Below are 25,263 nucleotides of genomic sequence, written 5' to 3'. Positions count from 1 at the left end.
TTTAATGTGATGATGCGGCCAGTTGTCTGAACAGTTCTTTCTGTGCTTCGGTCAGATTGGTCGGGAGTTGTATGGAATAGGTAACGATCAGGTCTCCGAAAACATTTTCCTGTTTATATACAGGAAAGCCTTTGCCCTTCAGCTTTGTCTTTGTGTTGTTCTGTGTTTCCGGTTTTACTTTCAGTTTTACCTTTCCGCTTAATGTGTCGATAGTGACTTCTCCTCCCAGCACCGCAGTGTACAGGTCGAGGTCTACGTTCATGTACAGGTCATTATCCACTCTTTTGAAGATGGGATCTTCCGCTATGACAAAGGTGATATAAAGGTCGCCGTTCGGGCCTCCATTGCCTCCGGGTGCGCCATGGGCTTTCAGCTTGATGACCTGTCCGTTGGCAATACCGGCGGGTATGGTGATCCTGAGTTGTTTGCCGTTTACGTTAAGTGTGTGCTGATGGGTAGTGTAGGCGTCACGCAGACTGATATGCAGTTCCGCATTATAATCCTGACCGCGGAATTTGCGCTTGCTGCCTCCCGTGCGGTTGCCGAAGAGGGACTCGAAAAAGTCCGAGAACTGGCCTTCTGAGAATTCGCCGAAATCCTGTCCGCCGAAACCTTGTCCGCCAAAGCCGCCATATCCCTGCTGCCCTCCGTAACCGGCGCCGCTCTGTTGCTGCTGCCTGGCCTGTTCATACTGTTCCGCATGTTGCCAGTGCTCCCCATATGCATCGTATTTCTTACGTTTCTCCGGATCGCTTAATACCTCATTCGCTTCATTGATCTGTTGAAACTTAATGTGTGCCTCCTTATCATCAGGGTTCATGTCAGGATGGTGTTTCCTGGCAAGTTTCCTGTATGCTTTCTTAATGTCTTCCTGGGAGGCCTCTTTACTTACTCCAAGTACCTTGTAATAATCGATAAAAGCCATATGTATAGTGTATATACCATTGCTGCACAAAATCTTTGCCATCTCTCATTATAATAATTTATTTATATTTGGTTCTTAAACCCTTATCCCTTGGACACACAACAACCGATTGCCAGCAGTGCCTCCGGCACCTTTACTGCTACAGAGTCATCGAAAGCAACAATTAAAAAACAAAGCCTCAGATTAATCGCATCAGGATTAATGGGACAGATGGCATCCAAAGAACCATTGGTGTCATTACACAAGTCCGGCGACTTCCAGGACTGTTACGATGTGCTCATTCACATGTACTTGCCAGATCATGCCAGGAACTTACATCTGAGTGAAAATATCTCCAACTGTGGCATTATCGAGATCTGGAATGGCCCTATAGAAGTGAGAGAGATAGATATTATCTATGACAATCCTGCCGGTCATCCGGAAATTTATGCCTACTCCCTGTGGGAGATCAAATTCCGCTACTGTGTGGAAGGCCGTGAAATGCCGGCTATCCGTGTACGTTACGTAATTGGCGATCCTGAAACTACAAATGGTACTGTTACCAGCGTTGAGAAGACCTGATCCGCATGATAAGAAACCTGTGTTACCTGCTGCTTATTGTATTCTTATGTTGCACTACCTTCAATAAGGTGGCTGCACAGAAAATTAATTTGCCTCCTGCCATCCGGCAGCTGATCTCACAACAATGTAATGTGTGCAGTCAGCGGCCGGCCCGGCAGGACAGCATGGTTGCCCGATATTTTCATCAGTGTCACGCCGCCGTCGATAGCGGCAACCTGGACGACGGATTTAAATACGCAGCCACAGTAGCAGCAATTACCGACAGCAATTCTATAGCCCCAAGAATACTTACCGTAAGGTTCCTGAAGGCCAAGATCCTTTATTATAAAGACTTTTATAAGGAAGCACTGTCAGAATACCTGAAACTGGCGGAGATCCCTTCTCTCGATATCAATATCCAGTCAAACATATATCCCAACATCGGGGAGATCTACCTGGAACAGAGACAGTTCAATAAGTCGCTGGAATATTTCACGCTTATACAGCAACGCTTTTTCCATCTTTACGAACCTGTAGTGGCCAGGAAGATCCTGAACAATACAGGCGTAAGCCTGCTTCATCTGAGACGCTTTGCTGAAGCTGAAGAGAAGTTTGAAAAGAGTATTGCGATTGCCGCCGAACTGAAAGACACTACAGCACTGGTGAACACTTTCCTGAACACCGCCCTGCTATACGATCTGAACGTTCGTCAGAAAGAAGCATGGCGTTATCTCCAGCGGGCACTTACACTGGCTAAAAAAGCCAGTGATCTGAAGATCCGCAGTAAGGTCTACCTGAACTTCGCCATTGTTGAAGAGCGCGAAGGGCATCCGCAGGCGGCTTTAGAATACAGAAAAGAATATGAACAGCTGGAAGCGCAGATCGCCAACAGGGATAAGATATGGGAACTGGCGGAACAAGAAAAAAAGATCGCCGTACAACAACAGGAATACAAACTGCAGCTGTTGCGGCAAGATAATAAACTACGTACTGCTGAACTGAAAAGAAGAAGATGGCAGCGGAACTCTCTTTTTATCCTTTCACTGTTCCTGCTGTCCGGTGCAGGATTGATCTACTACGCCTACCGGCAAACGAATAAACGTAACCGCATCATCGCCGAGCAGAATGATAAACTGGAACTGCTGAATGAAACGAAAGACCAGTTGTTCTCTATCGTTGCGCACGACCTGCGTTCCCCTGTAAATCACCTTAAGATAAATCTGTCCTATCTGAAGGATACGCTTGCCCGTAACAAGATCAGAGAGGCCACGGCATTGTCGGAGAATATTGAAAAGATCTCCGACAATACCTATGCACTGCTCAACAATCTGTTATACTGGTCATTGGGCCAGACCGGCCAGTTAAGCCTGCAGGCGGAACAACATGATGCACAGCGGATCATCTCCCAGGTAGCTTACGATTTTAATGCAGGCGCCGCCCTGAAAAGGGTCAGCATAATCAATGAAGTGCCGGAAGGGATGCCTTTTTATGCAGACCTGAACACTGTCAAGATCATCTTCAGAAATCTTATAGATAACGCGATCAAATACACGCACGCAAACGGGACCATCACCATTACTGCGCGCACTATCGATAACAGCTGCGAAATAACCGTACAGGATACCGGTATTGGTATGGATGAAAAGATCATACAGGCTATCTACAAACGGGATACAAAACGTATACAACAGGACACGGCAGGCAGTAAAAGCACTGGACTGGGATTATGGCTGGTAAAGGCCATGACGGAAAAGAACGGCGGTACATTAAGGATCACCGGCAGCATTGGCGCCGGTACCACTATTGTAGTATGCCTGCCTGCAAATGAACATTATGAAGGAATTAAAAGTGCTCATCCTGGAAGATAGCCCGACAGAAGCGGACTTCCTGGAGAGTTTTTTACGTAAGCTTGGCTGCACCGATATCAGACTCACGACTGCTCTAAATGATGCAGTCGCCGCTTATGACGCCGAGCTTCCGGACATCTGCCTGATTGACATTTACCTGGGTGATAAGCCAGACGGGATCTTGTTTGCCGAAACGATCAATGAGCATAGGGAACATAAACGCCCTTTCATTTTCCTGACCAGTGCAAATGACAATACCACCTTCAGGCTGGCAAAATTTACCTCACCATACAACTACCTGCTGAAACCTTACAATCCGCTGGAGTTGCAATACGCGATAGAACTGGCCCTCTCAAAGTTCAAACAGGAATCAGTAACGCCGCCAGCACAGGCATTGCCTCAGCCTACCGATACCATGTTCATTAAAAAAGGGAACCTGCTGCAAAGGATCGCGTTTGATGATATCAGGTACATCGAAGTGGACGGGAAGTACAGCAAAGTGGTCTGCCATACCGAGAAATTCGTTATCCAGCAGTCACTCAAGGACCTGCAGGTCCAGCTGCCTGCAGTACAATTCTGCCGGGTCCACCGGAACTACATCGTCAACGTAAAAGAGGTCACCAAGATCAACGTGTTCAATAATGAGATCTTTTTTAAAGACGGGGAATCCCTCTTCTTCAGCCGGCGGTATATCGATGAATTCATGCAGGCTTTTAAGATCTTTAAATAAACGAGAAAGGAACGCCTGGGGATGGCATTCCTTCTCACGACCATATCCATATTCTTGTCTTAAAAGAGGAATACGAAGATCAACATAATCCCTTTCCACTTTCTTTGAAATGCCATAAGAAGACATATGAAAGGAATAAGCGGTATGATTTGGGGCATAAAATGAATAGCTTTGCGCCTCATTGTAGCTTTATGAGTGGATTCCTTAACCTTTTCGACTTCAAACAAAAGATCAATTACAAAAGTGAAATACTGGCCGGGCTGACCGTGGCCATGACCATGATGCCCGAGTCCCTGTCTTTCGCTATTCTTGGCGGATTTCCTCCGCTTGTGGGATTATATGCCGCGTTCATTATGGGACTGGTAACGGCTATCGCCGGTGGCCGGCCCGGAATGGTATCCGGTGGCGCAGGTGCTACCGTAGTAGTGCTCATCGCCCTGATGCAGTCGCACGGCATAGATTACGTCTTCGCAGCAATCGTCCTGGCCGGCCTGATGCAGATAACCGTCGGCATCTTTAAACTGGGCAAATTCATTCGCCTGGTACCACAGCCGGTGATGTACGGATTTGTGAACGGATTGGCCGTGATCATCTTTACCTCACAATTAGAACAGTTTAAAACCGGCGCTGAACATACCTGGATGACAGGGAATGCCTTGTATATCATGTTGGGACTGGTGGCGCTGACCATCGCGATCGTTGTGGTTCTGCCCCGGTTTACGAAAGCCGTTCCGGCGTCCCTGGTAGCAATTATCGTCGTTTTCCTGCTGGTACTGGGCTTCGGCATAGATACCCGTACGGTAAAGGATATTGCCTCTGTGAGCGGCGGATTTCCTCCTTTTCACCTCCCGGGAGTTCCCTTTAACCTTGATACGCTTGCCATCGTATTCCCTTATGCGTTGATTATGGCAGGAGTAGGGCTTACTGAAAGTCTACTGACCCTGAACCTGGTCGACGAGATCACAGGTAATAAGGGCAACAGCAACCGGGAATGTATTGCCCAGGGAAGTGCCAATATGCTCAATGGCTTCTTCTCAGGTATGGGAGGATGCGCCATGATTGCGCAAACCTTTGTCAATTTGTCTGCCGGGGCCCGTGCGCGGCTGTCTGGTATCATTGCTGCTATGACCATCCTGCTCGTGATCCTGTTCGGAGCGCCTGTTATTGAGCGGGTACCGATGGCGGCCCTTGTCGGTGTCATGATGATGGTGTCCATAGGAACTTTTGAATGGAGCAGTTTCCGGATCATCAATAAAATGCCACGGCCTGACGTAATAGTCGGCATCCTGGTGGCATTGATCACCATCTGGCTGCATAACCTGGCGCTGGCGGTATTGATCGGTGTGATCCTTTCAGCCCTGGTGTTTGCCTGGGAAAGTGCCAAACGTATCCGGGCCAGGAAGTATGTGGACGAACAGGGTGTAAAGCATTACGAAATCTACGGTCCCTTGTTCTTTGGTTCGGTAGCTGCCTTCAGTGAAAAGTTTGACGTAAAGGACGATCCGGAAGTAGTGATCATCGATTTTAAAGAAAGCCGCGTGGCGGACATGTCGGGCATAGAAGCATTGAACCGGTTGACCACCAGGTATAAAGAGGCGGGTAAAACATTGCATCTCAGGCATCTGAGTGAAGATAGCAGGCTTTTGTTACAGAATGCAGCAGCCGTGATTGATGTAAACGTAATGGAAGATCCACATTACCGGGTGGCGACCGACGGAATAAAAAGTTAATTTTGATATTGGCGCTAATTGTATAGCTATGGATTTGACTCTTGACTCAACTTATCAGGCTGCCGTTAAGGTAGCCGACCAGATAGAAACTCATTTTTCCAAACACCTGGCCATTGCCGCTGTGAGTGGGGAAGAAGACCTTGCTACGGTCCCCCAGGCCAAATTCATCGAGAAAATGCTCGATGTGGCCTTCTGGGCCAGCCTGCGCCGGGAAGAGGGCATTCCTACACGTATCTCCCTGGCCTTCCTGAATCCCTGCCAGGCAGGAAAGCCGCTTAAGTTTGCACAAAAACTCCCTTTTGATGTTCGCGTACTCACCAAACTCGCTCCCGGTGTGGAAAGAGCTGGTGTCCATGTAGGCATCTGGTACGAAGGAGAGCAGCTTTACATATGGGGAACCACCCTTAAACTGCCTAATTTCTGTTTTGTACTGGACGTATCCGAGCCCGGACTGCTGGTAGTAAAACACCGGCGGAGTATAGGATTAGGCAAATTTGCCAACGTTGCCGTCCTGAAGGGCGACCAGGTAAAGATCGTGGACGAATCCTGCGGTCTGCTGCCTGATAGTCCCGAAATCGTGACCTCCCTCTTAGGACTGACCTCTTCCGCGATGTGGAACGACCCGGTGAACGTCCTTATCCAGATAGCCGTATCCATGCGGGCACATAAAAGAGGTGGCGCGCTGCTCGTGGTACCCTCCGGTAGCGAGAAATGGAAAGAATCGATTATTCACCCTTTACAATACCCGATTTCCCCTGCTTTTACGGGCGTTTCTGACCTCATCCGCCAGGATGGAGGTAAGGTGACCGAAATATACTGGCAGAACGCCATGCGCCGGGAAGTGGACAATATCACCGGCCTCACGGCTGTGGATGGAGCTACCCTTATCAACGATAAACATGAACTGCTGACCTTCGGCGCGAAGATCACCCGGGCTACCTGGTCAACCAGGGGAGTGGACCGGGTGGTGATGATAGAGCCTGTCATAGGTGGTACGCCCGAACTCATGCATCCCTCCGCAATAGGAGGCACCCGGCACCTTTCTGCCGCGCAATTCGTTTATGATCAACGGGATGCAATTGCATTGGTCGCTTCTATGGACGGCTACTTTACTGTGTTCTCCTGGTCAGAACAGGTGCAGCTGGTACAAGCTCACCGTATCGATACTTTACTGCTGTAATTAGATCACCAAAAGGATATTTAAAGGTCATTTATATATCGAATCGATATTGAAGTGACCTTTAGATGACCTTTTAATGACACTTTAGTATAGTTATAACGTATCCAAACGATGCGTCGGGGATGCGTCATGTATACGCCCTGTATGCGTCGGGTATAAAGCGTACTTCGGCTGGTTCAGTTCCACCTCAAAGGCATGTCAAAGGCATGTCAAAGGCATGTATAAAGCGTACTCGCCCCGGTCAGTCAGAGACCGTTTCCCTGAAAAACTGCCAGAATTGCTCAAGGTCGGGGGTCGTTTTACCGGGAACGACCAGCGAGCACACATAGGCGCCTGCCTGGCAGGAGATCGCTTTGTACTGGATAAGGTGTTTGAACTGGCTGGTATAAAGTTCTCCTTCTTTTACAAGAGATTGTATTTCAAGTAGTTTTAAGTCCATAGTTAAGCCGGTCCGGAGTACTTTGGACAGGGCTTCTTTCATTGTCCAGATCATCGTACAGGCAATGGGCTGTGGTAAGGGGACCGTCAGCGTCAAGGCCAGCTCATTAGCCGTCAATTGTTCCTTAATGGCCTCCGTATTCGCTTTATCCGTACGTTCCACATCCACACCCAGCGGATGGACCTCCGGGTGGGAGAGGGCGATACCTAATCCGTCGCAATGAGTAATGCTGACCTGGAGGTTGCGTGTAACGCTGTACTTAACTACCGGAAATTGGAAGATCCCGGCCTCAATAGCGATCTTTTGAAGGTCTTCGAAGGCCGAGAGTGCCCCGATCGCTTTTTTGGCGGAAATACGGCCTAAAAGATAGCTTTCCCGGCGTTTATCAAATTGGAGTGTATCGTAGTAGGAACGTTCTTCCGGATGCAACAGTGATAGTTGCTGTGCAAGATGCCCGGGGGCGGCATGCAGAATACAGAATCCGGCGTAATGTGTACTGTTTTCGCGTTGTAACGTGAATTTGCCTCTGTGGATCAACATCATAAAACAAAGATATTGACGTTCATCCGGTTTCTTTTGGCCTTTCATTAAAATACCTTAAATTTAATTCTATAACGGTTTTAACCATTAGCCGTTTTTGCTTTGTTCGGGTCTTATAATTGAATGCTCTGCATTCTTCTTTCTTTTCATCCCTGGAATGATTGTACCCCTTATACGAGAAACACACCTGATTGCATAACATAACAACGGATAGCCACTATCCCGGAACTTTGATTGTCTGAATGCGTTAACTTTTCTGCTATGATAAAGTCCATACTTCTGATCGATGACGACGCCGATGAAATTAGTATTCTTAATGAGGCAGTAGAAATGGCCGGTAGTGACAGCACATGTGACTGGGCGGAAGGAGCCGAAAAGGCCTATGGCGTTTTAAGAATTACAAAACCTGATCTCATTTTGCTGGATTACAATATGCCTGGTGCTGATGGACTGATGTGCCTCACAGAGATCAAAAAGAAGAAAGAACTGCAGCACATTCCTGTGATCATGTATTCCACCTGCATTAATTTTGATATGCAACGGGAAGCGATGATCAAAGGCGCCTTTCGCTGCATACAAAAGCCAGCTTCAGTGTATGACCTCGTGAAAGAATTAAAGTATCTTTTTGCCGAAGTATAAAACCCCGTTATTCCAACATGTTAATACTGCGCTTATCTTAACAGCCCAGGAATGAGCTATACATTAGTCATTCCATGAATGTCAGACTGAACCTTACCCGAAAGTTCACGTCAGTAACTACCTGTGCATAAACATCCCCGCATTTATTACATAAAAGGGTATTTCATCCACGGCTCCTTGCCGCGCTTGCAGCCTTTCGGCTAATTACCATATGAAAGTGCATCGCTATGCCATTAGCAGGCTTCATTCCCTGCATGGCAGATTATTTGTGATACATCCTCTAAACCGATAGCTTATGTTAGTTCCAGCAATTGCGCTATTGTTTGTAGTGATCATCGTTGTTACCTACCTGATATTCCAGGCAGGAAGCAAAACGAAAGATCAGGGAAATAAAAACTAAAAATCTTTTATATGGAAAAAGCATTCACACGTGTTAAAAGCAGTGCCGAAAACCTGGATCTACAGGACAGTCCGCAGGATGAACAGAAAATGCAGCAAGAAGAAATAGAAATGTCACTGCCCGACGTATCTGATATCCCGGGGCAGGAACATGTGATCGTACCACCACTCGGCGAATTGGCAGATACAACCATCTCATCAGACGATGAAGAAGGAAAAGGAATACTGGACGATGAGGATGATGAAGATGATATAGACGATGACGATGAAGATGATGACTATGATGATGCGGATGTCACCGATGAGGAAATACAGGACCTGGAAACAAGCGCCAATGTAACACCGGGAGAAGAAGACGCAGATGCACTAAGAAGAGCGTCTTTGGATAGCACCGATGAAGATGGTGATCCACTGAATGAAGGAAGCTTCGGAGAAGAAACTTCCGGAGCGGATCTCGATGTGCCAGGCACAGAATTGGACGACGATAATGAAGACATCGGAGCGGAAGACGAAGAGAATAATACATACAGCAGGGGCGGCGTCGATAACGACAACATGACTGAAGGCACACCCTGATAAATCTCAATAATTTCAATGAATAAGCGGAAGCATCTCATCTTGAAAATGAGGCGCTTTCGCTTTTTACTTTCAAAAAATTGAACTAAACAGTATATTGCCGTTTCAGAGAATAACAACTTTACCTGATGCTGGCTTTGCCGCAAGGGAGCAGGATCTGACAAATTTATCAGAATGAAAAAATACAAAAAAGGATACAGCCTCCTGTTATTAATGTGGGCCTTCATATTTAGCCTGATGGTTTGCCCATCCGCTAACGCCCAGACAGACAATAGAATGGTCCGGATCGCCAAAATACAGGTTGACCCAGCCCAACTGGACGCATATAATACAGCATTAAAAGAGCAAATGCAAACAGCGGTACGTCTGGAGGCCGGTGTGTTGAGTTATGTTGCGGTTGCCGACAAAAAAGATCCATCACATATTACTATCCTGGAAATCTACGCAGACTCAGTAGCCTATCGTTATCATATCACTACACCACATTTCACGAAGTACAAAACAACCGTGCAAAACATGGTGCAAAAACTTGAGCTCGTAGATGTGACTATGATAGGTAATGCAAAAAAATCTGATTAACAGCAACTACTATAAGCTGCCTCAATTATTTTGTTATGATGATTTATTTCCTCTTTTTATCCTGGTAGGCACGGTCCCATTCCTGAAGCGCTTCTTCTATGGATCCACCACAACTGAATACCCCCGTTTCTTTGTCAGTTCCCAGGATTACGCAGTAATTGTCCCCATCTCTGAATACCGTCGGACGAAAGTTTTTTACCGATTCAGGAACACCTTCTGCGGTGTAATCAATATGTACGGTTTCTTTTTCAAGTGACATTCTTTCCATAAGACACGTTTTTTAGAAAGGCCGCAAAGATTATTCCACGTACTGCATCAGATGCCGATCTGTCGGCAGGTCTCGTAGAACTTCTTTAATACCGTATTGGTAAAATGCAGCCTTACAGTCAATACATCATTATTGGGCGATGTAATACGTTCATGTTTTACGCACTTGCCCCTATAATAAATAGCATAGTGAGCAAATAAGTCATGGATATTCTGTTCGGGAACAGGAGATGCATATCCTGTAATAGCAATGCCCCAGTCTGCCGCAAAGAGCGATATCACCTGTGCGGCCATCTGATCTGCCACCTTCTCCGATACGCAGTTACAATTTCCTGCATGAATAGGATCGATCAGCAGATGTCTTGATTTTTGCCCGATGTTATAGGCGGTGATGCCGCCCTGGAAGATCTGTGTGGCGCCTTCTGCAAGAGAAAATGCGACTTGTAGCTGACCGGCTGTTACACTTTCTGCTACAGCCAGTGTTTCGTATTTGTGCTTAAGTATGTCGGAAATACTGTTTATCGTATCGATATCATAACCGTAGTCAATCATATATCACTTCTTTTTTCTTCACTCGTCTCGTTTATTTTTCAGATGATCTTGTCATACTTTTACTCTCCAATCTGATGATCTCGAACATTCCTTAAGTCAGTGCAAGCCCTTCCAGGTCGCTATCCGCCGGACCTGTCATTACTTTGCCGTCATAATTGTACCGGGCGCCATGGCAGGGACAATCCCATGATCTTTCAGCCTGGTTCCATTTTACATCACACTTCATATGCGCACAGTTTGGGTTGAGCGCATACAGGCGTCCTTCTTCATTTTTATAAAGCGCAATTTTCCGGTCGTGGTACTCTACCAGTCTTCCTTCACCAGGGGCTAGTTCCGCCAGCTGGGTGATCTCTTCACCAGAGAACAGTTTACCGAAAAACTCTTTAACAACATCTGTATTGTGTGTGACGAAGTTGGTGAATCCTGCGATGGGTTTTATCCTGTTAGGATCAAAAAGTTTTTCAAGAGCAGGTTTTTCCTGTAGGATGATCTGCTTAAGCAGCAAAGCTGCAACAGAGCTATAGGTCATGCCATTACCGCCATAACCGGAAGCCACATAGATATGATCTTCTGCACCAGGAAGATATCCGATGTATGGCAAGCCATCTGCGGGTTCAAAATACTGGGAAGACCATTTATAGGCGACTTCCTTCACCGGAAAGTATTTCCTGATATGGCTTTCCAGTCGCTGAAAACACTTTTCAGTATTCTCTTCCATCCCGGTTTTATGATCCTCACCGCCGACGATAAGATATGTTTCACCTTTCACTACCTGGCTGCGATAGTAATGGTAAGGATCATGCATGTCATAACTCAGTTCTTCGGGGTAAGTGCCGTCTTTCAGTGTAACAGCCATTGCGTAACTTCTGTAAGGAGCACAACGTAAATGTAGCAGATTAATACCGGGAGGAATATGAGTAGCATAAATAAGATCAACAGCAGAGAAAATACCGGCATTTGTCTCTACCTTCAGTGTACTTTCCCTGCTTGTATTAATAACTTTACAGTTTTGCAGAATGACGCCGCCGGCATCTTCAAATGCCTTTGCAATACCATGTACATATTCCAGCGGACTGAATTTAGCTTGTCCTTTAACGCGCACAGCCTTTGTATAAGGAACGGGAACTGGTGTCCCGTCTATATAGGTGATATCCAGCCCAGCCTTTGCCGATGTATCACGGATCTTCTCAAGTTCTTTTTCCTGTTCTTCATCTTGTGCAAAAAGATATGCATCTGCCTCTTTAAATCCACAATCTATGTTGAAACGCTGCACGTTATTTTTTATCAGGCTGATGGCAGCAGCAGTCGCCTCCGCTACATGTGCAGCGTTTTCTTCTCCAAAATTCTTTGCAATAACATAATAAGGAACGTCCAGTAACGTGTTCAGATGTGCAGTTGTACCACCCGTGGTACCATAGCCGATCTCAACGGCTTCAAGCACGAGGCACTGTTTGCCTGCCTCCTGTAACAGTAAAGCTGTGCTGATACCTGTAATACCACCTCCAACAATGATCACATCATAAACTATGTTTTTATCGGGTCTGTTCGAAACTATATAAGGAGCTGTATTCCCTTGCCATAAACTGGTGAGTGCGCCATCTCTCTGTATCATGTTATTGCAGTTTGGTTCGCTGTAAATGAATCAATTAGCATGCCTGTTCAGGGAGAGATCATTCGTGTCATAAATCATTTGGAAAAAGAGGTAGGCAGTACCTGGGAGATCTGTTAGCAAAAATATAGTCTTAAAGACCGAAAGGTTATAGCTCAACCTGATGCTTTAAAGAACAGCGGGTTCAGATGGACATCCATCCTGAACCCGCTGTTCTTTAAAGCCGTTCCCTGAAAGAGATCAGGGTTGTAATATCACCTTCACACAATTGTCCTCTTTCTTCTTAAAAATATCATATGCGTCACTGGCCGCCGAGAGTGGCAGTTTATGTGTGATAATATCATCTAACGTGACCTTCCCGGAAGACACTAAAGATATAAGATGGTCAATGTACTTCTGCACCGGCGCCTGACCGGTCTTAATAGTAATACCTTTATCAAAGATCCGCTGCACAGGGAAGTTATCATAAGGGCTACCGTAAACACCAACGATCGTTACAGTACCTCCCCTGCGAACAGCCTTAAAGCAATCTTCTATTACCTTCGGTGTGCCCTTCTCAAAGTTGACAACCGCTTTCACTTTTTCGAAGAAACTCCTGTCCGCTTCCATACCCACAGCATCCACACAGATGTCTGCGCCACGACCCTGTGTAAGATCGTAGATCGTTTGCACAGCATCTACTTCGGAAGAGTTGATCGTTTCTACACGGTTAACATTCCTCGCCATATCAAGACGATAAGGTAGCGGATCTACAGCAATTACGCGACCAGCGCCCTGCAACCAGGCAGACTTCTGTGCCATTAATCCTACAGGGCCGGAACCGAAGATAACAACAGTCTCACCACCTTTTGGCTGCGCCCAGTCAATAGAAGACCAGCCTGTAGGGAAGATGTCAGTAAGGAATAACACCTGCTCGTCAGTCAGGTTATCCGGCACTACCCGCGGACCAAAATTCGCAAATGGCACCCGTGCATATTCCGCCTGACCACCGGCATAAGCGCCGTAGAGATCAGTGTATCCGAACAGACCACCACCTTTACCTGAAGTCATGTCTCCCTGCGGACCATAATGTTCTACATTACTATTCTCACAATGAGTAGGCAATTCATGATTGCAAAAAAAGCAATGACCACAGGCAATAGGGAAAGGTACTACTACGCGGTCGCCTCTTTTGATCTTTGAAACACCCGGGCCTGTTTCTTCTACAATGCCCATGAACTCATGTCCCATTACCTGGTCTTTCAACTGTGGAAAGAAGCCATCGTAAATATGGAGGTCTGAGCCGCAAATAGCGGTGGACGTGACTTTCACGATAATATCTTCCGGATGTTCAATGCGAGGGTCTTGTACATTGTCAACACTAATGTCCCCGATTTTATGAAATACGGCTGCCTTCATAAGATGATAATTTACTGGTAAGAAAAAGTTGCAGATAACATATAGGAGCGTGGAAAATCGTGCCATGGCTATCCTCAAACATCGGATATATATACATTCTTTGAAACGTGAACAGGTTACATTAAGTGTAGAACTCTTGGGGCAATTGGGGTGCAGCGTCTGTTGCACCAGTTTATAATAACAGTTTTTCTTTGCAATCCGGCAGCGCCCGCCGTGTAAGCGCTTCTGTGCAGTACTTACATCCAATATTCAATAGTAGAAATAATTGTCTAAAAATCAATTATTTCCGGCAGCCCATGTTTGGTTTGCTTATTGATCTTGCTTTTGAACCATCTTGGAGTTAGAAGAGAATGTCGAGGAATAGCAAAAGACACATTGTGGGGTCAATAAGCAAATTCTGTTACCACTGTCAATCCTATTAATTAAATATAATGACGACTACGCAGCAAAAGCCACGGCTTAAGATATTTACCTGGCATATCCATGGAAGCTACCTGTATTACCTGTCTCAGGGAAATTATGACATCTATATTCCTGTCAACGAGCAACGGACACCCGGTTATTATGGGAAAGGAAAAACATTCCCGTTCGGCGATAACGTGCATGAGATCCCGGTGAAGATGGTAAAGGATTTTGACTTCGATGTGATCCTTTATCAGTCTACCAAAGACTACCTGGTAGATCAGTATGAAGTGCTCTCACCCGCGCAACGCAGGTTACCGCGAATTTATCTGGAGCATAACACGCCGGCAAAGAACCCGGTTACGACAAGACATGTTGTAAACGACCGCCGTATTTGCCTTGTGCATGTAACCCACTATAACCGGCTGATGTGGGATAATAACCGTACACCAGCTACTGTTATTGAACATGGTGTAAATACGCCTGATATTCCTTACACCGGAGAATTAGCTAAAGGACTTGTTACGATCAATCATTTGCCGCAGCGCGGCAGGGGACTTGGCTGGGACATCTATCAGCAGGTGCGTAATATACTGCCGGTCGATCTCGTAGGAATGGGTAACGGTGAAGAAGGACTGGGAGAAGTATTACATCCGCAGTTGCCTTCCTTCAGAAGCAGGTACAGATTTTATTTCCATCCTGTACGGCATACGAGCCTCGCGCTTGCTGTATGTGAAGCGATGATGCAGGGCATGCCCGTTATCGGATTAGCTACTACCGAACTGGTAACGGTCATTGAAAACGGCAAGAGCGGATTCATACACACTGATGTCAACTACCTTATTAAGAAGATGAAGCTTTTGCTGAATGAACCTGAACTGGCTGCACAGATGGGAGAAGCAGCGAAGGCTACCGCAATGAAACGGTTCAATATACATCGCTTTACGGCCGACTGGGAAAGACTTTTTAATACTGTATGCAACGGGAACATAAATGAGATAATTTATAATGACCAACTATTTGGAAAGCAGGCAATCGAGTCCGATAACGCTATTGCCAGTGATATCTGATCTAAAAATAAATATATGGGAAGAAGGATTGCTTTCATCAGTGAACATGCCTCGCCGTTGGCAGCCCTGGGAGGTGCAGATGCGGGCGGACAGAATGTCTATGTGGGTGAAGTAGCCAGGCAACTGGCCGCGAAAGGATTCCAGATCGACATCTTTACAAGAAGGGAAGAGAAAGAGCTGCCTGAAGTAGTATCCTTCAGCAACAGTATCAGGATCATTCACGTGAATGCAGGACCACCGGAAGATATACCGAAGGAAACACTGCTGCAATACATGCCTGCTTTCAAAGCAGATATGATCCGGTTCATGGTGCAGGAACAGCTGTCTTATGACCTGATACACGCTAATTTTTTTATGTCAGCACTGGTGGCAATGGAACTGAAAGCAATACTGGGAACACCTTTCGTAGTTACCTTTCATGCCTTAGGTCATATCCGTCGCATCCATCAGGGCAGCAATGACCGCTTCCCGGAAGAACGCATCGCTATTGAAGAGCAGGCGGTGAAGGAAGCAAGCCTGATCATTGCCGAATGCCCGCAGGACAGAGAAGATCTTATGAACTACTATAATGCACCTGCGGAAAAGATCGTCATCATTCCGTGTGGTGTTAATACCGAAGAGCTGTATCCGGTGAACAAGTCAATGGCCCGGTCATTACTGGGGCTGCCATATGATGAAAGGGTCCTGTTGCAGCTGGGGCGGATGGTACCCAGGAAAGGCGTTGATAATGTGATAGCTGCATTAGCTAAAGTGAAGTGTGGAGGAACAAAAGTAAGGCTGCTCATCGTGGGGGGAGATGCAGATACTGCAGCAGAACTGACGCGGTTGCAACAGTTGGCCCGCGAGTTAGGAGTAGGGGACAAGGTGTATTTCGCCGGACAAAAGTCAAGGCAGGAATTGAAATATTATTATGCTGCGGCTGATCTCTTCATTACCACACCCTGGTATGAACCCTTCGGTATTACGCCGTTGGAAGCGATGGCATGCGGCACACCGGTGATAGGCAGTAATGTGGGAGGAATCAAGTTCAGTGTGGCAAACGGACAAACAGGAGCATTGGTACCTCCTAAAGATCCGGATGCACTAGCCAGTACGATCAATGCATTACTTCGCTCGCCTGCATTGTTACGCGAAATGAGTAACAACGCGATAAGAAGGGTGAATAAGCTGTTCACCTGGGAGCTGGTTGCGACAGATATGCAAGCCGCGTACGAACGTATCATCGGGAGTGATGTCATTGCCCGTCCTACAGACTTCGAAACCGCACAAAGCATTTCCTTATGAGAAAAGCAATATTCATAGACAAGGATGGAACATTGATCGACAATGTGCCTTACAATGCGGATCCCAACAAGATCGTACTGGCCTCCGGCGCCATTGAAGGGTTACGCCTGCTGCAGGATGAAGGATATGTATTGATCGTTGTGTCAAACCAGGCAGGGATCGCTCATGGTTATTTCAGGGAAATAGAAATGCTGCCGGTTATTGCGAGGTTAGAGAGATTATTGTATGAACACGAGATCGTATTAGAAGGGTTTTATTACTGTCCGCATCATCCTGCCGGAAAAATAGTACAGTACGCAGTCACCTGTGAATGCCGGAAACCATTGCCTGGTATGCTGGTGCAGGCTGCTGAAGAGCTGGATCTGGACCTTCCCGGGTCGTGGATGATAGGTGACATTCTGAATGATGTTGAAGCGGGAAACCGCGCTGGCTGTCAGTCGGTACTACTGAATAACGGGAATGAAACTGTCTGGGAAATGAATACGTTGAATAAACCTTTATATATAGCGGAAAACCTGCTGGAGGCTGCCCGGCTTATTGTGAATCATACTACGGAAAATCTGAAACATGGAACTTATATATCAAACGTTGATTAAAACTTTTATGCAGCCTGCTGTATTGGTATTGGGCGATCTGATGATCGACACTTACCTGCGGGGCGCCAGTACACGTTTGTCGCCGGAAGCACCGGTGCCCGTGGTGGATATCAGTTCACATACCTCCGTATTGGGAGGAGGCGCCAATACCGCTGTTAACCTGCGCCAACTGGGGGCAACAGTCACCTTTGTCAGCCTGATAGGGGATGATTTCGGTGCAGAACTGGCTGGCGACCTGTTAAAGAAAGAAGGTATCAGGGATGAAGTGGTTCGTTGTGAAAGCCGCACCACGATGATAAAGACACGTGTCATTGCCGGGCAGCAACTGCTCACCAGGTACGATGAAGGTACGGAGGTACCACTTGATGAAAACTGTGAAGCACAGTTCATAGCGGTACTGGAAAGAGAGTTTCCATTACATGATGCGATCGTGATCGCTGACTATAATAAGGGCGTGATGACGCCGCGTATCATTGCCGCTTTGCAACGGTTAAATGAGCAGCACGGGAAATTCATTGCAGCGGATGCCAAAAAGCTGCAACAGTATAAATGTTTACAGCCCGCGCTTGCGAAACCTAATTATAAGGAGATGATGGCCATGCTGGAACTGCCGGAACAGCCATTTTCCAAAGCGCAACAGCTGGAAGAAATGGGGCATGCAGTGTTCGCAGTTACAGGAGCTGGTATCACAGCATTAACATTGGATGACGAAGGGGCGCTTATCTTCCGTGAAGATAAATTGCTTTGCCATGTTGCAGCACGTCCTGTGAATAATCCGAACGTATCTGGTGCCGGAGATACTTACATCAGCGCCTTCACGCTGGCTGCTTTGGCGGGTGCAAGTGCATCGGCTGCCGCTGAAATAGCAGGTGTCGCAGCATCAGTTGCGATCGGCAAAAGCAATACCGCTTACTGTAAACAGTCAGAGCTGATCGCTTACTTCTCTATGAAGGATAAATACATTCGTGACCAGGAAGAGCTGGATGCACTTTGCGAAATGTATAAAGCGCAGGGTAAAAAGATCGTGTTCACAAATGGCTGCTTTGATATCCTGCACAGCGGGCATGTCAGTTACCTGGAAAGGGCGGCGTCCCTGGGAGACATCCTTATTGTGGGTGTCAATACAGACGAGAGTATCAAACGTTTAAAAGGAGAGGAGAGGCCTATAAACAGCCTGAATGACCGTGTGCAGGTACTGGCAGGCCTCGGGGCTGTCGCGCATGTTATTTCATTCGGCAATGAGACAGATGATACACCGGAATCGCTGATCCGCATCATCAGGCCCTCCATTTTCGCGAAAGGCGGCGACTATAGCAGGGAGTCCCTGCCGGAAGCAGCAGCGGTAGAAGAATTTGGAGGAGAAGTGGTATTGCTGCCACTCGTACCTGATCGTTCAACTACGCTGATCATTAAACGTATTTATACAACACCTGCTTTAAAAGTAGCGGAGGCATAATGGAAAACGAATGGAAGAAATGCCGCCGTATCTTGTGTATACGGCCGGATAACATAGGCGATCTGTTAATGAGCACACCTGCGATCAGGGCCTTAAAGCAAACATTTAACTGTCATATTACGGTACTCGTTTCTTCTATGGGCGCGGCAGTGGTGCCGCAGATACCCGAAATAGACGACGCTATCGTATTTGACGTACCCTGGGTACAGGTAAACGGAACTCCGGATGCACGCCAGTTCAACCAAATGGTAAAACAGCTGAAAGCATATAACTTCGATGCAGCTGTTATCTTCACTGTATATAGTCAGAACCCCATGCCTTCTATTATGCTGGCATACCTGGCCGAAATACCGCTCAGACTGGCTTATTGCAGGGAAAACCCTTATCAGTTACTGACACATTGGGTGCCCGACGAAGAACCTTATACGTTCATCAGGCACCAGGTAATACGCGATCTTGAACTGGTAGCACAGGTAGGCGCCGTCACGAAGGACCTTCGTCTGAGCATTCAGGGAAATGGAATATTGTGGCCGGAGGTAGAAAGAAAACTGGAGGAGCTGGGAATGGACCCGCAGAAACCATGGATCATATTACATCCGGAAGTCTCCGAACAAAAGCGGAAGTACCCTGTACGAGATTGGATCAATGCAGGAAGGAAGATAGTTGCAGCAACAGGTTGTCAGCTGCTTATAACAGGGAAGAACAATATAACTGAAGCGCAGGAGATCGCAAAGGGAATAGGCGGCTGCGCGTTTTCTGCTGCAGGATTGTTTAACCTGGAAGAACTGACCGTCCTGATAAAACATACGCCGCTGTTATTATCTGTAAACACCGGCACTATTCACATTGCATCGGCAGTGCATACGCCTGTAGTGGTATTGTACGCGTTGACTAATCCGCAGCATACGCCCTGGCGTGTTGCCAGCATGGTGTTATACTTCGATGTTCCTGCCGCTTTACAAAGCAGGAACGAGGTAGTGAAATATGTATACAGATCTTTTTCTGCAGAGGATTTACCACTTGCTACTCCTGATAACATAATGGAAGTGACTAAGGCATTGCTCGAATTGACAGCGGCATCTTCAGGTAGCTTCGAGGAGCCGCATGCCCTGTCTTAATACGATCTCATAATCCGGTTCGGTCGTCCAGTCAATCGTATAATGTAATTGTTTATTCAGTGGCGCCCAACGCACAGGTTCTCCATCCATACTGATGATCACACTGGGGGTTTCAAATGCTGCGGCCATATGCGAGACGCCGGTACAATTTGATAAAAGCGCCCGTGCATTTTTGATCAGTACTCCCAGACTGCCTAATGTGGTAAGACCTGCTGTATTGATCGACGTATGTTTCATCAGGCCTGCAACTGTTTCTGTAAGCGGGCGTTCTTCTTTAGTACCTGTCAGTACTATTTTCCAACCTTTCTCCGCAAATTCGTCTGCCATAGCAGCAAACATGTGTGGCGGCCATTGGCGCCAGCTGCCCCTCGATCCCGGATGTACACACAGGTACTCCTGTGCTTCCAGTGGCAGGTCCAGCTTATTGAAGTCGTCCATGTCTTTTGCTGTAATAGGAAATTCGAGGTGTGAGCCTTGTTCAGGAATATTCAGGTATTCCATCAACAGGAGATGTCGTTCTATTTCCGATACATCCTCCGGGTATTCGAGAAAAAGGCCGGCATCCGGGCAACCATCTTCCTGGCGCCAGTAACCGGCCGTATATCGTCCACCCATTAACGCGATCATTGGATTCACGATGGAACCATTTCCCTGCATCTGCAATACCAGGTCGAACCGTTGTTTCTGCATGGCCGCCATAAATGACGGGAACTGTGAAGGTACCACCTGTTGTTCAGGCAGGCCGGGATAACCGGGAAAATGTACGAACGCATCCAGGTATTTGGAAAAGCGTTCCACAAAAGATGCTGCCCAGGGCAGTCCCAGCAACGTGATATGCGCTTCCGGAAATGCAGTACGTAGTGCCCGCAACGCCGGGACCGTACATAACATATCTCCTAATTGCAACGCGCGGAAGACCGCAATTTTACTAATTGATTCTGGCATCATTTACAGGTAAAGTACTTTATATCGCCATGCCCCATACAAACTCCAGTAAGTAGCTGCAAAAGGTATGGCCGCTGATGTAACGATCATTTCAAGCACATGTGAAGTGGCATGAGATGTATGTTTTAACCGCCTTCCGGCAAACAAACCGATCATCAATAACCATGCGCCAAATAAAACGGCAGATCCCGTGTATGCCTCATTTAGTGCGAAAACAACGCCCAGTATAAATAGAAAGATCATTAAATAATAATTCCAGGTAGGGCTGCGCTGGATCTTTTCCCTGTAGAGCCTGGGGAACTTCTTATACAGTAGTGCATTGAAAACGTTCTTCCGTTGTTCCCGGATACTCACACCCCAGCCGGCCTTTCGCACAGGATGCAGAACGATAGCATTCTTGAGATGATAGATCGGCACTTGTTGCTGTAACAATCTGAACTCAAGATCACTGTCTTCCCGCCATGCAGCCTCAAAAGATTCATCGAAGCCATTTACCAGCTCCAGCGCTTCTCTTGTACAGGCGCAGTTTGCAGTCACGAATTCCGCTTTTTCCAGCTGTGCGGTATTCCACTCATAATCGGTCGGACGTCCTTTTAAAGGAACGATCACCTGTCCTGTATAAACGATGGCAGGTTCACCTTTCCAGGCGTGCCATACAGTTTGCAGCCAGTAAGGGTCCGGTATGGTATCATCATCTGTAAATGCGATCATAGGTGCGTCGGAAGCACGCCAACCGGCATTCCTGGCAGCAGCCGGGCCTTTCTTGACTGGCAGGGCCAGGTATCTGACATCTATCAGCCCTGCATATTTCCAGCTGCAGGCCAGTTGACGTGTATACTTGTCCGGTCCGTCACTGACTACGATCACTTCAAATGCGCTCTTGTCAAACTCCTGGTCTTCCAATGCCCTCAGGCAACGGGACAGCAGTTCCGGGCGCTGATAAGAGGGGATAACGACTGTGATTTTTTTCTCCATTAGCGGGTTATTTTTGAATGAGGAAAGAACCTATTACCAAAGCATCAAAAGGTGATGACCAGAAACATTCAACAGCATCGCGCGGTGTACAAACAATGGGTTTGCCGAGTGTATTGAATGATGTATTGATCAGCACCGGTACGCCTGTTTTTTTATAGAATGATTGCAGGAGATCATAATACCTGCTATGCTGGCTCCTGTTGATAGTTTGTATGCGCGCGGTGCCATCGACGTGCGTCACTGCCGGGATCCTGTCTTTCTTATCAGGCTTAACATCGTATACAAAAAGCATGAAGGGAGAAAAATGCGCACCCTCAAACCATTCGGCCGCTACTTCTTCTAATACTACCGGTGCTACGGGACGGAAATCTTCTCTGTCCTTCACCTCGTTGAGACGTGCCTGCATATCGGCAGAGATAGGTGAAGCAAGGATAGAACGGCTGCCTAAGGCGCGCGGACCAAATTCCATCCTTCCCTGGTACCAGCCGATGATCTTGTCCTGTGCCAACAGTTCAGCTGTTTCTTCCGCTACGTTCTCCAGTCGGCGATAAGGTGTTTTAGTCCAGTCGAGGAAGGATTTGATCTCTTCATCATTGTACTCTGGTCCCCAGTAAGCATGGTCCATTTGAAAGGTCTTTTCTTGGCTGTTACGAAGGGTGGCATCCGTCCATAATGCCGCGCCTAATGCAGTGCCCGCGTCACCTGAAGCAGGTTGTACCCATATGTTCCTGAAGATGCCTGCATCCCTGATACGGGCGTTCAGTACGCAGTTTAAAGCAACACCTCCGGCAAAGCAAAGGTTGTCGGCGCCCGTCCTTTTCTGCAACCACTCGCTGATCTGCAGAACAGACTCCTGTAATACCGCTTGTAAAGAATGCGCGATATTGAAATGATGTGCTGTAAATTCATCCCCTTTCTTTCTGGCAGGGCCTAACAACTCGGTCATCTGCTCATCGTTAATGCAGTACTCACCATTGTCGGACAAGCTGATCATGAACCTGAAAGCATTTACAAATTCAGGTTTGCCATAAGAGGCCAGCGCCATTACTTTATACTCATCGGAGGAATGAAGGAAACCAAGATGTGTTGTTACTTTTTCGTACAGTAATCCCAGGGAATGTGGCATGTTCACCTGACTGATACGGTCCAGGTTATTACCTCTGCCTATGCTGAATGTAGTGGTCGCTTTCTCACCGCGTCCATCCATCGTCATCACGGCCGCTTCGTGAAAAGGAGAAGGCAGGAATGCGCTTGCCGCATGACACAGATGATGTTCTACAAAATGCCATTGGTCGTTGTTAAAGCGTGCGCCGCTGAAGCGCTTTTGCAGATGATGAGGATAGCCGTCAGTTAGCTGTCCCGGAGCATTAATGATAGCAGAAAGGAACAAGGGGTCCCAGGGCGACACCCACTTCTCAGGCACAAATTGCGAGGGCTGCCGTAATGGAATATCAATGAGGCTCTTTTCAGCATCTTCTTCAGGTAAGAGAATAAACGGATCGAAGGAGTAAGAAATATGATCAATATCGCCGAGATGAATATTCGCGGTTTTAAGGCAGTAATCAATTGCATGATATGGCAGTTCGTAAGCAGAAAAAGGAATGGGTCTTTTCCCGTGTTTAACATGCGTGAAGCGTTCATCTTCCGCTGCTGCAATAAGTTGGCCGTCTTTTATAAGACATGCTGCTGAGTCATGAAAAGCAGCGTTAATACCGAGTGTATACATAATAGAACGGGTTTATCAATATGAAGGTGAGATCAGTAAGAAGGGCAACAAACGAACCATTCGTTTATTGCCCTGTTTGTCGCAGTGCTAGTAAAAACCACTACTTATGAGTTTTCTTTGGAAGGGTCCCACTGAACGTCGTCTGCTTGATCTTCTGACAGGTTGTTTTCTTCAAGATCTTCTTCGTCGAGTTCAGGAGTATCGTCTAATTCTTCTTCTTCATCTCCCTCAAGATCGGCGTCATTATCTACATCATTTATTTCATCATTATTTTCCTGGTCTTCAGCCAGCCTTGCATTCAGTGGATCTTGTTCATCAGACGGCTGCTGTTTGGAGTTTTGCTTTTGCATGTGAATCAATTTTGTGAAGTGATAAATTATGAACGATGGTACAGGGAACGTGTCCAAAGATTACGCCACTGTATCTGTGCACTGAGAATAGATTTATTGTACAGACAAAAGGGAAAGCTTATCTACACACGTATGTAAAATGAGAAACAGTTAATGAGAAGCACTTACTGTAAGTGCTGTATGGCATGTTTATAGTCGTACATAGGCAGATGATCATTCTGTACAATTGTTTACCATTTAAAGGATTAACTATGTTTCATCACGTAAAAGATCTACAATTTAACGTACGTGTATCTGCACCTGACCCTCGCTTTGCTGCTCTTTTACTGGAACAGTTTGGTGGTGCCAATGGTGAACTGAAAGCGGCAATGCAATATTTCGTTCAGGCCTTCGGCGCCAGGAAACCATATCCTGACAAGTATGATCTGCTGATGGATATTGCGACGGAAGAGTTCAGTCATCTTGAAATAGTGGGCGCTACAATACAATTATTGCTACAGGGCATTAATGGTGAACTGAAGAATGCGGCCGACAATTCGGAGATCATGGAAACGATGCAGGGTACGACAAGGAAAGAAGAATATATTCATCACGCGATGATGCATCCTGAATTTCTTGTACATAGCGGAGGAGGCCCTATGCTGACCAATAGTCAGGGAGTGCCATGGACAGGCGCATACGTAAACGCGAATAATGATCTGACGGTTGACCTGCGTTCTGATATGGCGGCTGAATCCCGCGCCAAGATCACTTACGAATACCTGATGAAGTTTACAGACGATCCTTATGTGAAGGAAACACTGACTTTCCTTATGACGAGGGAGATAGCACACTTCCAGATGTTTGAAGCGGCATTGGATACCATTAAACCTAACTTCCCGCCGGCCGTATTGCAGGGCGATCCGAGGTACAGCAATAAGTATTTCAACATGTCAGATACGAATAAAGTGCGGGGACCGTGGAACAAGGGAACGAGTACACAGCTTGGGGAAGAGTGGCAGTACATTGAAGATCCACTGCAGTATGTGCATGAAACACAGGGCCTCTCGGGCATTGAGCCCGAAGGCACGGACAGGACGCTGGAGGGAGTAAAGGAGCTTGATCAGAGTATGAGCGAATTAAGAAGTACAGAGATCAACGCCACCGCTGCACCCGGCGAGGCGCAATGGAGTACTTACAATGAAAGTGGCAATGGTTTTATCAGATAAGGGTGGAGTGGGGTCGGCGGGAGCCGGCCCCTCTTCTGTTTAATGCCGGTATGTAATTCCCTATAACTTCGGACATCTCTTTTGTTAGCCCTGACCCACTACTGAAAAAAATAGTAGGCTGAACGCGCCCGAGAGGAAAAAATCACGTATTCATATATAGCGTCGTTTCTCATTTCAGGAAAA

24 protein-coding genes are annotated in these 25,263 nt (G+C 46.9%); 14 read left to right on the top strand and 10 right to left on the bottom strand.

Annotated elements, in window-relative coordinates:
* Window position 1 precedes the first annotated feature (1 nt).
* The gene (locus C7475_RS06205) at window positions 2-967 is read right to left on the bottom strand and encodes a DnaJ C-terminal domain-containing protein (protein WP_233259773.1); all 966 of its coding nucleotides are present in this window, start codon (window positions 965-967) and stop codon (window positions 2-4) included.
* 48 nt (window positions 968-1,015) lie between these two features.
* Between C7475_RS06205 and C7475_RS06200 the strand changes: the two genes are divergently transcribed.
* From C7475_RS06200 to C7475_RS06180, 5 genes are all read left to right on the top strand, one after another.
* Window positions 1,016-1,486 carry a hypothetical protein gene (locus C7475_RS06200; RefSeq protein WP_110052299.1) on the top strand — a complete coding sequence of 157 codons (471 nt, stop codon included), beginning with the start codon at window positions 1,016-1,018 and terminating at the stop codon, window positions 1,484-1,486.
* Between the two features lie 5 nt (window positions 1,487-1,491).
* Complete coding sequence (locus C7475_RS06195; protein ID WP_110052297.1) at window positions 1,492-3,333, top strand: tetratricopeptide repeat-containing sensor histidine kinase; 1,842 nt, start codon at window positions 1,492-1,494, stop codon at window positions 3,331-3,333.
* Complete coding sequence (locus tag C7475_RS06190) at window positions 3,299-4,042, top strand: LytTR family DNA-binding domain-containing protein (RefSeq protein ID WP_158286432.1); 744 nt, start codon at window positions 3,299-3,301, stop codon at window positions 4,040-4,042. Before C7475_RS06195 ends, C7475_RS06190 begins: the two co-directional genes overlap by 35 nt.
* Window positions 4,043-4,233: 191 nt before the next feature.
* Window positions 4,234-5,772, top strand: coding sequence for a SulP family inorganic anion transporter (locus tag C7475_RS06185; protein WP_110052292.1), 1,539 nt, complete (start codon window positions 4,234-4,236; stop codon window positions 5,770-5,772).
* 28 nt (window positions 5,773-5,800) lie between these two features.
* Complete coding sequence (locus tag C7475_RS06180) at window positions 5,801-6,952, top strand: putative sensor domain DACNV-containing protein (protein ID WP_199236174.1); 1,152 nt, start codon at window positions 5,801-5,803, stop codon at window positions 6,950-6,952.
* A 241-nt stretch (window positions 6,953-7,193) separates the two neighbouring features.
* Here C7475_RS06180 and C7475_RS06175 read toward each other — a convergent pair whose 3' ends face one another.
* Entirely contained in the window at window positions 7,194-7,934 is a 741-nt protein-coding gene (locus C7475_RS06175) for a 4'-phosphopantetheinyl transferase superfamily protein (RefSeq protein ID WP_233259772.1), read from the bottom strand.
* 258 nt (window positions 7,935-8,192) lie between these two features.
* On the opposite strand from C7475_RS06175, the gene C7475_RS06170 reads away from it, so the two are divergent.
* The 3 genes from C7475_RS06170 (at window position 8,193) to C7475_RS06160 (ending at window position 10,124) form a co-directional block, all read left to right on the top strand.
* Window positions 8,193-8,570 carry a response regulator gene (locus C7475_RS06170; RefSeq protein ID WP_110052288.1) on the top strand — a complete coding sequence of 126 codons (378 nt, stop codon included), beginning with the start codon at window positions 8,193-8,195 and terminating at the stop codon, window positions 8,568-8,570.
* Window positions 8,571-8,981: 411 nt separating this feature from the next.
* Window positions 8,982-9,545 (top strand): hypothetical protein, encoded by a 564-nt coding sequence (locus C7475_RS06165; RefSeq protein WP_110052286.1) that lies wholly within the window; start codon window positions 8,982-8,984, stop codon window positions 9,543-9,545.
* A 174-nt stretch (window positions 9,546-9,719) separates the two neighbouring features.
* A complete protein-coding gene (locus tag C7475_RS06160; protein ID WP_110052283.1) occupies window positions 9,720-10,124 on the top strand; it encodes a putative quinol monooxygenase in 405 nt (134 codons plus the stop codon).
* Between the two features lie 43 nt (window positions 10,125-10,167).
* Here C7475_RS06160 and C7475_RS06155 read toward each other — a convergent pair whose 3' ends face one another.
* The 4 genes from C7475_RS06155 to C7475_RS06140 form a co-directional block, all read right to left on the bottom strand.
* Window positions 10,168-10,392 (bottom strand): hypothetical protein, encoded by a 225-nt coding sequence (locus tag C7475_RS06155; RefSeq protein ID WP_146217489.1) that lies wholly within the window; start codon window positions 10,390-10,392, stop codon window positions 10,168-10,170.
* Between the two features lie 47 nt (window positions 10,393-10,439).
* Window positions 10,440-10,943, bottom strand: coding sequence for a CinA family protein (locus tag C7475_RS06150; protein WP_110052279.1), 504 nt, complete (start codon window positions 10,941-10,943; stop codon window positions 10,440-10,442).
* 91 nt (window positions 10,944-11,034) lie between these two features.
* Window positions 11,035-12,555, bottom strand: a complete 1,521-nt coding sequence (locus tag C7475_RS06145; protein ID WP_110052277.1) for an FAD-dependent oxidoreductase — start codon at window positions 12,553-12,555, stop codon at window positions 11,035-11,037.
* A gap of 237 nt (window positions 12,556-12,792) precedes the next feature.
* On the bottom strand, window positions 12,793-13,950 hold the full coding sequence (locus C7475_RS06140) for a zinc-dependent alcohol dehydrogenase (RefSeq protein ID WP_110052275.1): 1,158 nt from the start codon (window positions 13,948-13,950) through the stop codon (window positions 12,793-12,795).
* Between the two features lie 431 nt (window positions 13,951-14,381).
* Here C7475_RS06140 and C7475_RS06135 point away from each other — a divergent pair, with 431 nt between their 5' ends.
* From C7475_RS06135 to C7475_RS06115, 5 genes are read left to right on the top strand one after another with little or no spacing between them, the layout of a single operon-like run.
* The gene (locus tag C7475_RS06135) at window positions 14,382-15,422 is read left to right on the top strand and encodes a glycosyltransferase (protein ID WP_110052273.1); all 1,041 of its coding nucleotides are present in this window, start codon (window positions 14,382-14,384) and stop codon (window positions 15,420-15,422) included.
* A gap of 15 nt (window positions 15,423-15,437) precedes the next feature.
* A complete protein-coding gene (locus C7475_RS06130; protein WP_110052270.1) occupies window positions 15,438-16,706 on the top strand; it encodes a glycosyltransferase family 1 protein in 1,269 nt (422 codons plus the stop codon).
* Window positions 16,703-17,302, top strand: a complete 600-nt coding sequence (locus tag C7475_RS06125; RefSeq protein ID WP_110052268.1) for an HAD-IIIA family hydrolase — start codon at window positions 16,703-16,705, stop codon at window positions 17,300-17,302. Before C7475_RS06130 ends, C7475_RS06125 begins: the two co-directional genes overlap by 4 nt.
* Complete coding sequence (rfaE2, locus tag C7475_RS06120; RefSeq protein ID WP_110052265.1) at window positions 17,274-18,758, top strand: D-glycero-beta-D-manno-heptose 1-phosphate adenylyltransferase; 1,485 nt, start codon at window positions 17,274-17,276, stop codon at window positions 18,756-18,758. The genes C7475_RS06125 and rfaE2 overlap by 29 nt, the downstream gene beginning before the upstream one ends.
* Complete coding sequence (locus C7475_RS06115; protein ID WP_110052263.1) at window positions 18,758-19,876, top strand: glycosyltransferase family 9 protein; 1,119 nt, start codon at window positions 18,758-18,760, stop codon at window positions 19,874-19,876. The genes rfaE2 and C7475_RS06115 overlap by 1 nt, the downstream gene beginning before the upstream one ends.
* On the opposite strand, the gene C7475_RS06110 is transcribed toward C7475_RS06115, so the two are convergent.
* The 4 genes from C7475_RS06110 to C7475_RS06095 all read right to left on the bottom strand — a co-directional run bounded on the left by C7475_RS06110 (window position 19,841) and on the right by C7475_RS06095 (window position 23,872).
* Window positions 19,841-20,821, bottom strand: coding sequence for a glycosyltransferase family 9 protein (locus C7475_RS06110; protein WP_110052831.1), 981 nt, complete (start codon window positions 20,819-20,821; stop codon window positions 19,841-19,843). The two genes, C7475_RS06115 and C7475_RS06110, sit on opposite strands and share 36 nt — an antisense overlap.
* Window positions 20,822-20,824: 3 nt before the next feature.
* Window positions 20,825-21,796: a glycosyltransferase family 2 protein gene (locus C7475_RS06105; RefSeq protein ID WP_110052261.1), complete on the bottom strand. Its 972-nt coding sequence runs from the start codon at window positions 21,794-21,796 to the stop codon at window positions 20,825-20,827.
* 7 nt (window positions 21,797-21,803) lie between these two features.
* A complete protein-coding gene (locus C7475_RS06100) occupies window positions 21,804-23,522 on the bottom strand; it encodes a carbamoyltransferase C-terminal domain-containing protein (RefSeq protein WP_110052259.1) in 1,719 nt (572 codons plus the stop codon).
* Window positions 23,523-23,626: 104 nt separating this feature from the next.
* A complete protein-coding gene (locus tag C7475_RS06095) occupies window positions 23,627-23,872 on the bottom strand; it encodes a hypothetical protein (protein ID WP_110052256.1) in 246 nt (81 codons plus the stop codon).
* A gap of 251 nt (window positions 23,873-24,123) precedes the next feature.
* On the opposite strand from C7475_RS06095, the gene C7475_RS06090 reads away from it, so the two are divergent.
* Entirely contained in the window at window positions 24,124-25,080 is a 957-nt protein-coding gene (locus tag C7475_RS06090) for a manganese catalase family protein (protein WP_110052254.1), read from the top strand.
* Window positions 25,081-25,263 lie beyond the last annotated feature (183 nt).

Source organism: Chitinophaga sp. S165 (assembly GCF_003182155.1).
GTDB lineage: Bacteria > Bacteroidota > Bacteroidia > Chitinophagales > Chitinophagaceae > Chitinophaga.
This window is presented reverse-complemented; position numbering and strand designations above follow the sequence as displayed.

Coding starts and splice junctions, on each gene's coding strand:
- C7475_RS06205 (WP_233259773.1), bottom strand. CDS start 967: ATGGCAAAGATTTTGTGCAGCAATGGTATATACACTATACATATGGCT.
- C7475_RS06195 (WP_110052297.1), top strand. CDS start 1,492: ATGATAAGAAACCTGTGTTACCTGCTGCTTATTGTATTCTTATGTTGC.
- C7475_RS06190 (WP_158286432.1), top strand. CDS start 3,299: ATGAAGGAATTAAAAGTGCTCATCCTGGAAGATAGCCCGACAGAAGCG.
- C7475_RS06185 (WP_110052292.1), top strand. CDS start 4,234: ATGAGTGGATTCCTTAACCTTTTCGACTTCAAACAAAAGATCAATTAC.
- C7475_RS06180 (WP_199236174.1), top strand. CDS start 5,801: ATGGATTTGACTCTTGACTCAACTTATCAGGCTGCCGTTAAGGTAGCC.
- C7475_RS06175 (WP_233259772.1), bottom strand. CDS start 7,934: ATGATGTTGATCCACAGAGGCAAATTCACGTTACAACGCGAAAACAGT.
- C7475_RS06170 (WP_110052288.1), top strand. CDS start 8,193: ATGATAAAGTCCATACTTCTGATCGATGACGACGCCGATGAAATTAGT.
- C7475_RS06165 (WP_110052286.1), top strand. CDS start 8,982: ATGGAAAAAGCATTCACACGTGTTAAAAGCAGTGCCGAAAACCTGGAT.
- C7475_RS06160 (WP_110052283.1), top strand. CDS start 9,720: ATGAAAAAATACAAAAAAGGATACAGCCTCCTGTTATTAATGTGGGCC.
- C7475_RS06155 (WP_146217489.1), bottom strand. CDS start 10,392: ATGGAAAGAATGTCACTTGAAAAAGAAACCGTACATATTGATTACACC.
- C7475_RS06150 (WP_110052279.1), bottom strand. CDS start 10,943: ATGATTGACTACGGTTATGATATCGATACGATAAACAGTATTTCCGAC.
- C7475_RS06145 (WP_110052277.1), bottom strand. CDS start 12,555: ATGATACAGAGAGATGGCGCACTCACCAGTTTATGGCAAGGGAATACA.
- C7475_RS06140 (WP_110052275.1), bottom strand. CDS start 13,950: ATGAAGGCAGCCGTATTTCATAAAATCGGGGACATTAGTGTTGACAAT.
- C7475_RS06135 (WP_110052273.1), top strand. CDS start 14,382: ATGACGACTACGCAGCAAAAGCCACGGCTTAAGATATTTACCTGGCAT.
- C7475_RS06130 (WP_110052270.1), top strand. CDS start 15,438: ATGGGAAGAAGGATTGCTTTCATCAGTGAACATGCCTCGCCGTTGGCA.
- C7475_RS06125 (WP_110052268.1), top strand. CDS start 16,703: ATGAGAAAAGCAATATTCATAGACAAGGATGGAACATTGATCGACAAT.
- rfaE2 (WP_110052265.1), top strand. CDS start 17,274: ATGGAACTTATATATCAAACGTTGATTAAAACTTTTATGCAGCCTGCT.
- C7475_RS06115 (WP_110052263.1), top strand. CDS start 18,758: ATGGAAAACGAATGGAAGAAATGCCGCCGTATCTTGTGTATACGGCCG.
- C7475_RS06110 (WP_110052831.1), bottom strand. CDS start 20,821: ATGCCAGAATCAATTAGTAAAATTGCGGTCTTCCGCGCGTTGCAATTA.
- C7475_RS06105 (WP_110052261.1), bottom strand. CDS start 21,796: ATGGAGAAAAAAATCACAGTCGTTATCCCCTCTTATCAGCGCCCGGAA.
- C7475_RS06100 (WP_110052259.1), bottom strand. CDS start 23,522: ATGTATACACTCGGTATTAACGCTGCTTTTCATGACTCAGCAGCATGT.
- C7475_RS06095 (WP_110052256.1), bottom strand. CDS start 23,872: ATGCAAAAGCAAAACTCCAAACAGCAGCCGTCTGATGAACAAGATCCA.
- C7475_RS06090 (WP_110052254.1), top strand. CDS start 24,124: ATGTTTCATCACGTAAAAGATCTACAATTTAACGTACGTGTATCTGCA.